General features: G+C 65.1%; 5 protein-coding genes. 4 read left to right on the top strand and 1 reads right to left on the bottom strand.

The window, feature by feature from the left end; all coding sequences use genetic code 11:
- Positions 1 to 3,463, top strand: a 3,463-nt coding sequence (locus ACFQU0_RS00025) for a VWA domain-containing protein (protein ID WP_382197519.1), incomplete at its 5' end; no start/stop codon positions are given.
- A gap of 142 nt (positions 3,464 to 3,605) precedes the next feature.
- Positions 3,606 to 5,081 (top strand): aminotransferase-like domain-containing protein, encoded by a 1,476-nt coding sequence (locus tag ACFQU0_RS00020; protein ID WP_382197517.1) that lies wholly within the window; start codon positions 3,606 to 3,608, stop codon positions 5,079 to 5,081.
- 6 nt (positions 5,082 to 5,087) lie between these two features.
- Here the strand turns inward: ACFQU0_RS00020 and ACFQU0_RS00015 are convergent, their stop codons facing one another.
- Positions 5,088 to 6,980 carry an ATP-binding cassette domain-containing protein gene (locus ACFQU0_RS00015; RefSeq protein WP_382197514.1) on the bottom strand — a complete coding sequence of 631 codons (1,893 nt, stop codon included), beginning with the start codon at positions 6,978 to 6,980 and terminating at the stop codon, positions 5,088 to 5,090.
- A gap of 64 nt (positions 6,981 to 7,044) precedes the next feature.
- On the opposite strand from ACFQU0_RS00015, the gene ACFQU0_RS00010 reads away from it, so the two are divergent.
- Together ACFQU0_RS00010 and ACFQU0_RS00005 are read left to right on the top strand one after the other, a co-directional pair.
- Positions 7,045 to 7,503 carry a (2Fe-2S)-binding protein gene (locus tag ACFQU0_RS00010; RefSeq protein WP_382197511.1) on the top strand — a complete coding sequence of 153 codons (459 nt, stop codon included), beginning with the start codon at positions 7,045 to 7,047 and terminating at the stop codon, positions 7,501 to 7,503.
- The gene (locus ACFQU0_RS00005) at positions 7,500 to 9,794 is read left to right on the top strand and encodes a xanthine dehydrogenase family protein molybdopterin-binding subunit (RefSeq protein WP_382197508.1); all 2,295 of its coding nucleotides are present in this window, start codon (positions 7,500 to 7,502) and stop codon (positions 9,792 to 9,794) included. Before ACFQU0_RS00010 ends, ACFQU0_RS00005 begins: the two co-directional genes overlap by 4 nt.
- The last annotated feature ends 206 nt before the right edge of the window (positions 9,795 to 10,000 follow it).

The raw sequence follows: 10,000 nt of genomic DNA, 5'->3' as shown, positions 1-10,000 counted from the left end.
CTACGTTGGCACGGACAGCTTCACCTACACGGTGACCAGCCCGGCGGGCGTGACCGAGACCGCCACGGTGACGGTCAGCGTGACGCCGCAGTTGAGCGTTGTGCTCTCAGAAGAAGGGCTGTCTGGTGGCATTGCCGATGCGCTTGGCAATCCCACAGACACCACCGATCTTGCCGCCCTGACCCAAGCCTTGCCGATGGTCGTGACGGCTGCAACAGGCCCTAGCGATCTGAAGTCTGATGGGGCGGCTGTCGTGTGGAACTCGGTCAACACCGCCACTGGTTTGGTTTTGACGGGCCAGGCAGGTGGCAAAGATGTGGTTCGCGTGGACTTCAACAACACCGACAACACCTACAAGGTGGAGTTGCTGGGTCCATTGGACCACGAGTCCGGAGACGGTGAAAACCTGCTTGGTTTCAACATCGACCTGACCACCGCTGCCAACACCTCCCTGAACTTGCAAGTCACGGTCGAAGACGACGCGCCAAGCGACGACGTGCTGGTTCAAGCGTCTGAGATGGTTGCGTTGCAAGACACCAACCTCATGCTGGTGCTGGACACCTCTCAAAGCATGAGTGCGGGGACGCCTTCTCAGCTGTCGCAAGCGGTGGATGCGGCCAAGCTGCTGCTGGACAGCTACGACGCATACGGCGACGTGCGTGTTCGCCTCGTGTTGTTCGACACCTTGGCCAAGACCCAAGGCAGTGCGTGGATGACCGTGGCCGAAGCCAAGGTGGCGCTGGATGCCGTGCAGTTGGGCAGTTGGACCAACTACGACGCCGCGCTGGCCAACGCCATGGATGCGTTTGGCTCGCCGGGCAAGCTGGACGGCGCGCAAAACGTGTCTTACTTCCTGACCGACGGCGCGCCGTCTTATGGCGACGGGGACCCCAACGCGCTCATCAACAGCGCCAGCGGGTCGACGGCGGAAGTGGGCGTTGGCGCGGCAGAAGAGGCCATCTGGCGCGACTTCCTGACCAACAACGACATCACCTCGTACGCGCTGGGTTTCGGCGGTGACTTCTCCGCCGCCGCCCGTGCGCAGCTGGACCCGATCGCCTACAACGGTGCCACCGGCGTGGACATGACCGGCATCCGGGTGGGTGGCGTGGGCGCCTTGGCGGACATGCTGTTGAACCTGTCGGCTTCCAGTGTGAGCGGCAACATCATCGGTGCCGAAGGGCGAGACGCGGTGACCAGCGAATTGGAGACCGTGGCGCTGGGCGCTGACGGGGGTCACATCTACAGTGTCACCTTCCTGGGAGGCATCTTCATCTACGATGACAAGCATCAAGCGATTATCAAAGTAGGCGGCAGCGACCTGGTGCACACGTTCGACGCCACAACCGGCAACTTGGTCATTGGCCAGACCTTGGGTTCGGTCAGCTTTGCCGTGAACGTGTTCACGGGTGCCTACGAGTACCGCGGCGTGGTGGGCAACACCGAGCTGGTGAAGCTGGAGCTGATCGACAACGACCGCGACCGCGGCGACGTGGACCTGTCTTTGACCGTGAACTACAACCCCGACGCGGTGCCCACTGTCCTCTCGGCGGTGGTCTCGGAAGAGGGGCTGTCTGTTGGTTCGCCCGACGCTGTAGGCATCCCAACGGACTTGACGAACACTGCAGCTACCACCGGGTTCCTGGCGGCCGATGTGACCTCGGTCACCGGGCCGGTTGGGTTGACCTCGGGTGGCGAGGCCGTGACCTGGAGTTCGACCACCACCGCAACCGGGTTGTCCTTGACGGGTCAGGCCGGCGGCGAATCGGTGATGGAGGTGGTGTTCAACAACACCAACAACACCTATACGGTGCAGTTGCTCAAGCCCTTGGACCACCCCAACACCGGCGGGGAAGACGTGCTGAATTTCAGCGTGAACGCCACCACCAGCAGCGGCGCCGTCGAGTTGAAGATCGCCGTGGAAGACGATGCACCCACCTCGGGCACACAACTGGTGAACTCGGTGGTTGGGCCCAGCACCGATGCAAACGTCATGCTGGTCCTGGATCGTTCGGGCAGCATGGCCAACCCGAACGGGCCGACTCTGATCCGTTGGGACAAGGTGGTGGAGGCCGCCAACAACCTGTTGGACACGTTCGCTGCCAACGGTCAGACCATGGTTCGGCTGGTGTCGTTTGACAACACGGCCACCACCCATGGCACGACCTGGCTGACGGTGACCGAAGCCAAGGCCATCATCAACGCCATGCCCGACCCGGCGTTTGGCCCTGGCACCAACTACGACGCCGCATTGAACGTGGCCATGTCGGCTTTCTCGACCACCACCGGCCGGTTGGCCGACGCGAACAACTACTCCTACTTCCTCACGGACGGTGTTCCGAACTTTGGCGATGGGGACACATCGGCTCTGCTCAACCTGGAAGGTGCCAACGATGTCGGTGTCTCGCCTGCGGAGGAAACCATTTGGAAGAACTTCCTGGAGACCAACAAAATTGTGTCCCAAGCGCTGGGCTTCTCTGCCTCCTACAACGCGGGCGAGATCGGGCAACTCGACCCCATTGCCTACAACGGCGTGACCCGCACCGAGTTGAATGGCGTGCACGTGCCCAACCCGAACGACCTGAGTGTGGTGCTGGTGGGCTTGGCGCCGGGCGGAGCCGAGGGCTCGTTCTCGGGCACGGTGGTGGGTGCATTGGGTGTGGACGCCACCACGGGCCAGAGCGAAACGGTGTCGCTGGGGGGCGATGGTGGTCACATTCACAGCGTGAGCCTGTTGGACGGCACCTTCACCTACAACGCCGCCACCGACAGCGTGTCGAAATCCGGCGGTGTCGGCTTGACGCACAGCTTCAATGCGGCCACCGACGTGTTGACCATTGACGACGCGGCCACCAACCAAACGCTCTCGATCAACATGGTGACGGGTGCGTACACCTACAGCGCCCCCACGGGCACGATCACCAAGGCCTCCGTGGTGCTGGTGGACGGCGACGGCGATCAAGGGTCTGTGTCGCTGACGCTGGCGGTGGTCACCAAGATGGGGACCATGAGCGCCGACACGCTGGTGGGTACCGACGGGGCCGACGTCATTGTGGGCGGGCCAGGTTCGGATACCTTGACCGGCGGCGGTGGGGCCGACACTTTTGTGTGGCTGCGTGGCGACGGCGGCAATCTCACCGTCAGGGACCGCATCACCGACTTTGACGTGGGCACGTACGATGCGAACGCCACGGGCGCAGACGCACCTGACCGGCTGGATCTGTCCAACTTTTTGGCCGGTGCCAACGTGGACAACCTGGGTAACTACCTCAGCATTGTTCAGGTGGGTGCAAATGCGGAAGTTCGAATCAGCATCCAGGGTGGGTTTGTCAATGGCACCTACAACTCCCAGACCGACATCCACAACGGTGGCACCATCGTGCTGGAAGGTGTGACTTTGAGCGGCTCCAACCTGGACAAACTGAACCAGTTGCTGACTTCTGGTCAGCTGCTGATTGGTTAAGCACCTCTGCGTCACTTCGCTCAGCTGAGCGAACGACAGGCCAACCGATGCAAGTCGGTTGGCCTTTTTTTTTGACGTCATCGCCTGTGGGGGACATGCCTGCACAATCGTGCGCTGTACTCAAGCCTTTGCCGTCCTGCCCATGCCCGCCTTCGACGTGTCAGATCCTGCCTTGGTGCGCCACGCCCACCAGCCCTTGACCGAGCAACTCGCCGCCCGTTTTGCGCAACGCATTCGGGCGCGGTTGCTGGCGCCTGGCACGCGTCTGCCATCTGTGAGGGACTGTGCCCGCCAGCAAGGTGTGAGCCCGGCCACGGTGGTGGTGGCGTACGACTTGCTGCAGGCGCAAGGCCTGGTGGAGGCGCGGCGTCAGCGGGGATTTTTTGTCCGCGACACCCCTCTGGGCGGTGGGCGCACCGTGGCGCCGCAGGCCACGCCGAACCCCAGCATCGCGCAGGCCACCTTGGCCTCAGGCACGGCGTTCAATGCCACGGCACTGATTCGAGGCATGTTCCACGACCCGGCGGGCCGCCTGCAGCCGGGTGCTGGGACGCTTCCCCCTGAATGGCTGGAGACGGCGTTTTTGTCGGCCGCCTTGCGCAAGGTGGCCGCTGCGGCCCAACTCTCGCAGGCCTCGTTGCGCTATGGGGAGCCGATGGGCGACAGCGGCCTGCGCCGAGCACTCGCGCACCGGTTGACGGGCATGCACCTGCCGGTGGCGCCCGAGCACATCATCACCACCCTGGGGGCCACCCAGGCGTTGGACATCGTGAGCCGCACCTTGCTCAAGGCGGGCGATGCGGTGATGGTGGAGGAGCCGGGCTGGTCGGTCGAGTTTGCCCGCCTGACGGCCTTGGGCATGCGGGTGCTGCCGGTGCCGCGCCGGGTGGACGGGCCCGATTTGGCCGTGATGGCGCGTTACTGCGAAGAGCACGCACCCAAGTTGTTTGTCAGTGTGAGCGTGTTCCACAACCCCACCGGCTGCTGTCTGTCGCCCGCTGCTGCCCACCGGGTGCTGCAGTTGGCGCACCGCTTTGGCTTTCATGTGGTGGAGGACGACACCTATGGCCACATCGCGCCCGAACATGCCACCCGCTTGAGTGTGCTGGACGGCTTGCAGCGCAGCATCTACGTCAGCGGTTTTGCCAAGATATTGGCACCAGACTGGCGGGTCGGCTTTTTGGCGGCGCCGCCGGCGCTGGTGGAGCGGCTGCTGGACACCAAGTTGCTGAGCACCTTGACCACACCGTCGCTGCTGGAGCGGGCGATGGCGCTGTGCATGGAGCAAGGCCATTTGCGCCGGCACGCGGAGCGCATCAAAACCCGGCTGGACGCAGCGCGAGCACGTTCGGTGCGGCTGGCCCAGGCGGCAGGTTGTGCGTTTGTGACCGAGCCGGCCGGCCTGTTTGGCTGGGTGGATGTGGGCGTGGACAGCGAGGCGCTGGCCTTGCGCATGCTTGACCTGGGTTACCTGCTGGCGCCCGGCACCCTGTTCCACGCCACCCGCCAGCCCAGCACGTTGATGCGCATCAACTTTGCGACCACGCAGGACGCAGCGTTTTGGGACACCTTTGGCCCGGTGCGCGACGCCGTGGCCCACGGCCGCAGCGGGGTCTGACCGGCTTCAGCCTTGCGACAGCGCTTCCCACCGTTCCATGGCCTGCAACAGCTCGTCGTCGAGCTCGGCGTGGCGTTTGGCCAGTGCGGTCGCGCGCGTGGGGTCGATGGCGTACAGGCTGCCGTCGGCCAGCAGAACATCGATCTCCTGCTGTTCTTTTTCCAACGCTTCCATGCGTTGTGGCAGAGCCTCCAGCTCGCGCTGTTCCTTGTAGCTGAGCTTGCGCTTGGTGCTGGCAGCCGGCGGCGCCACAGGGGCGGGCGCCGGCGCGGGTGTTGGGGCGGGGGCTGACGCCGCCTTCTGCGCCGCGATCTCGGCCGCGCGGGTGGATTGGGTGATCCAGTCCTGCACATCGCCTTCGTACTCGCGCCATTGGCCGGCGCCCTCAAACACGATGGTGCTGGTGACCACGTTGTCCAGAAAGCGCCGGTCGTGGCTGACCAGGAAGACGGTGCCGGGGAAGTCGGCCAGCAGGTCTTCCAGCAGTTCGATGGTGTCGATGTCCAGGTCGTTGGTGGGTTCGTCCAGCACCAGCACGTTGGCCGGGCGGGCGAACAGGCGGGCCAGCAGCAGGCGGTTGCGCTCGCCGCCCGAGAGGGTGCGCACCGGCGCGTTGGCGCGCGCGGGCGAGAACAAAAAGTCGCTCAGGTAGCTCTTGACGTGGGTGCGGCGGTTGCCGATCTCGATCCACTCGCTGCCGGGGCTGATGAAGTCTTCCAGCGTCGCGTCCAGGTCCACCTGGTCGCGCATCTGGTCGAAGTACGCCACGTCGAGCTGGCTGCCCTGGCGCACCGTCCCACTGTCGGGCGCGAGCTGGCCCAGGATCATGCGCAGCAGGGTGGTCTTGCCAGCGCCGTTGGGGCCCATCAGGCCCACCTTGTCGCCGCGCAGAATGGTGCCGCTGAAGTCCTTCACCACCTGCTTGGCCGTTGGGCCTTCGCCGAAGCGTTTGCTCACTTTCTCCAGCTCGGCCACGATCTTGCCGCCAGCCGCTGCGCTGGCCACTTCCAGGCGCACACGGCCCACGGCGTCGCGCCGCTGGGCGCGTTGCTCGCGCAGCTTTTCCAGCCGGGTGATGCGGCCCTGGGCGCGGGTGCGGCGGGCCTCCACGCCTTTGCGTATCCACACCTCTTCCTGCGCCAGCAGCTTGTCGGCGCGGGCGTTGATCACCGCTTCCTGCTGCAGTTGCACCTCTTTCAGCGTTTGGTACTGAGCGAAGTTGCCGGGGTAGCTGAGCAGGCGGCCACGGTCCAGCTCCACCATGCGGGTGGCCACGCGGTCCAAGAAGGCGCGGTCGTGGCTGATGGTGAGCACGCTGCCCTTGAATTCCAGCAGCAGGTCTTCCAGCCAGGTGATGCTGTCCAGGTCCAGGTGGTTGGTGGGCTCGTCCAGCAGCAGCACATCGGGCCGGCTCACCAGGGCCTGCGCAAGGGCCACGCGCTTCTTGTTGCCGCCCGAGAGCGTGCCCACGGTGGTGGCGCCATCCAGGTGCAGTCGGTGCAAGGTTTCCTCCACCCGCTGCTCCCAGTTCCAGGCGTCCAGCGCCTCGATGCGGCTTTGTAACGCGTCCAGGTCGTGGCCCTCGCCGCCGCTGAGGTAAATCTCGCGCGCCTCGATGGCGTCCTTCAAGCCGGCGCTGGCGGCGTCGAACACGGTGGCGGCCAGATCGAGCACGGGTTCCTGTGGCACGTAGGCGATGCGCAGGCCGTTTTGCACTTGCACCGTGCCGTCGTCGGGCTTTTCGAGGCCGGCCAGTATCTTGAGCAAGGAGGATTTGCCGGTGCCGTTGCGGCCAATCAGGCCAACACGCTCTTGGGTTTCGAGCGCAAAGTCGGTGTGGTCCAGCAGCGGCACGTGGCCGTAGGCCAAGTGGGCCTGGGTGAGGGTGATCAATGCCATAAGTGAGCGGGATTATCCCCGCCCTCTATATAGTGACCGGCATGAACACGACGGAGGACCGGTCATGGATTTGGTGGTGAATGGCGCGAAGCGCGTGGTGGAGGTGGACCCGACCACCCCTTTGTTGTGGGTGTTGCGCGATGCGCTGGCACTCACAGGCACCAAGTTCGGCTGTGGTGTGGCCGCCTGTGGCGCCTGCACCGTGCGGGTGGCGGGCCAGGCGGTGCGTTCGTGTGTCACGCCGGTGTCGGTGGTGGCGGGCAAGCCGGTTCAAACCATTGAGGGTTTGGCCGACGGTGGCCGCTTGCACCGCCTGCAGCAGGCGTGGATTGATGAACAGGTGCCGCAGTGTGGTTACTGCCAGTCGGGCATGTTGATGGCGGCGGCCGCGTTGCTGGACAAAACACCCAAACCCACCGATGCCGATATCGACGCCGCGATGACCAACCTCTGCCGCTGTGGCACCTACCAGCGCGTGCGCCGCGCCATCCACCGGGCGGCTGCGGGGGGGGGCAAACCATGAGCGGCCCGTCGGTACAAGCGGGCAAGGTGTCGCGCCGAGGGCTGCTGCTGGGTGCGGCGGGTGCGGCTGGGTTGCTGCTGGTGGGGTGGGGTGTCATTCCACCTCGCTCGCGTCAGGGTAAGCCAGAGTTGTGGTTGGTCGGGGAAGGAGAGGTGGCCCTCAACGGCTGGATCAAGGTGCTGGCCGATGGCGGCGTGGCGTTGGCCATGCCCCGCAGCGAAATGGGGCAAGGCGTGCACACGGCGCTGGCCATGCTGGTGGCCGAGGAAATGGACCTGCCGCTGGCGCGCGTGCAGGTGGTGCAGGCCGGGGCAGACAAGATCTATGGCAACGTGGCCATGTTTGTGGCCAGCCTGCCTTTTCACCCCGCTCTGTCGGAAGGCGCTGCACCGCCATTCAAGGTTCGAGCGGCAGAGTGGTTGGTGGCCAAGGTGGCGCGCGAGCTGGGCATCAACGCCACCGGAGGTTCTTCCAGCGTGGCAGACGCGTGGGAGCCCGTGCGGGCGGCAGCGGCCACCGCGCGGGCGGCCCTGCTGGGTGCCGCAGCAGCGCAATGGAAGCTGCCGGTGGCCGAATTGGCCATCGTGGAGGGGGTGATCCGGCATCCTTCGGGTGCGCAGGCGCATTTCGGGCAGCTGGCCCGTTCGGCCTCGGCCACGCCACCGGGCACCGTCACGCTCAAAGCCCATGCGGATTTCAAGCTGCTGGGGCGTGCTGCGCCACGCTTGGATTTGCCGTCCAAGGTGGACGGCAGCGCGGTGTTTGGCCTGGACGTGCGCTTGCCCGACATGGCGTTTGCGGCCATCCGCATGTGCCCGGTGCTTGGCGGCGCGCCCGGCGCCTTTGACGCCAACGTCGCCTTGCGCATGCCGGGGGTGGTGCGCGTGATGTCCTTGCCGTCTTACGCGGGCAGCACGGCCGGTGTGGCGGTTGTGGCGTCGAGCTACTGGCAGGCTCAGCAGGCGGTGCGAGCACTCAACATCGCCTGGCGGCATCCTGTGGGGCCGTTGGCCGACAGCGCGAACATTCGCCAGCAACTGTTGAGCGAGGTGGAAACCGGTAGCGGCTTCGAGTTCTACGCAGAGGGCGACGTCAAGGCCGCCGAGGCCGGTGCGTCCCGTGTGGTGGAGGCTGTGTACGACGCGCCCTACCTGGCGCACGCCACGCTGGAGCTCATGAACTGCACCGCACAAGTGCGCCCCGATGGCATCAGCGTGTGGGTGCCGACCCAAGTGCCGCAGATGGCGGCCGCGTTGGCGGCGCGGGTGGCCGGTGTGCGAGCGGACCAGGTGGCGGTGACCGTGACGCAGCTCGGCGGTGGTTTCGGGCGGCGGCTGGAGGTCGACGTGGTGGGGCAGGCGGTGCGCATTGCCATGGAGTGTGGCGGGCGCCCCGTGCAACTGATCTGGTCGCGTGAAGAAGACTTTGGACACGACTTTTTCCGTCCCATGCACGTGGCGCGGCTGCGGGGCAGCTTGTCGGACAGCGGCGAGCTTCAAAGCCTGTCGGTGGCATCGGCAGGTGACGCCATCACCCCGCGCTGGATGGCCCGCACCTTGCCGGCCCTGGCAGGGCCTATGGACACGCCCGACAAAACCACGGCCGAGGGTTTGTTCGACCAGGCCTACCGCGTGCCCCACCAGTCCATGCGGCACGCTGCCACCCGGCATGGCGTGCCGGTGGGTTTCTGGCGGTCTGTGGGGCATTCCCACAACGCCTTTTTCCTGGAGTCCTTTGTCGATGAGCTGGCCAGCGCGGCGTCGGTCGATCCGGTGGTCTTTAGGCGCAAGCTGTTGGCTGATGCCCCGCGCCACCTGGCCGTGCTCAATCTGGCGGCAGAGCGTGCCCAGTGGGGCCAACCCCTGCCAGCCGGGCGTGCCAGAGGTGTGGCTTTGCACGAGTCCTTCGGGTCCATCGTTGCCCAGGTGGCTGAAGTTTCGCTGGTGGGGACGGGTGTCAGGGTGCACAGGGTGGTCTGCGCCATCGACTGTGGGCAAGTGATCAACCCGGACACGGTTGCACAACAAATGGAGGGCTCTGTGGTGTTTGCCCTGTCGGCAGCCCTGTTTGGGGGCGTAGATATAGAGGGGGGGGCGGTCAAGGGCGGCAATTTTGGCGAACACCGCTTGCTCCCCATGGCGCAAGCGCCTGAGGTGCAGACCCACATCGTCCCTTCTCATCGGCCGCCCGCAGGCGTGGGCGAGCCTGGCGTGCCGCCTTTGGCGCCGGCGGTTGGCAACGCAATCGCCGTGTTGACTGGCCGGAGAGCACGGCGCCTGCCCTTGGCGTAAAAAAAAGCGTCAAGTTTGACGAGCTCGAAAAAAACGATGTATACTTCAAGGCTTCGCTGATGACGGCACTGCTGCAAAGCAACTGACCAAATCAGCGAGGGTCAAAAAAAGTTTCTAAGATTTTTTTGACGACTGACCAAAAACTGTGTCATAATACGAGGCTCTGCTGATCGCGGCGGTGCTAAGAAAACGAAGGATGACGAGTG

Origin of the sequence: Hydrogenophaga defluvii (assembly GCF_042665235.1) — a bacterium.
Lineage (GTDB): Bacteria > Pseudomonadota > Gammaproteobacteria > Burkholderiales > Burkholderiaceae_C > Hydrogenophaga > Hydrogenophaga defluvii_A.
This window is presented reverse-complemented; position numbering and strand designations above follow the sequence as displayed.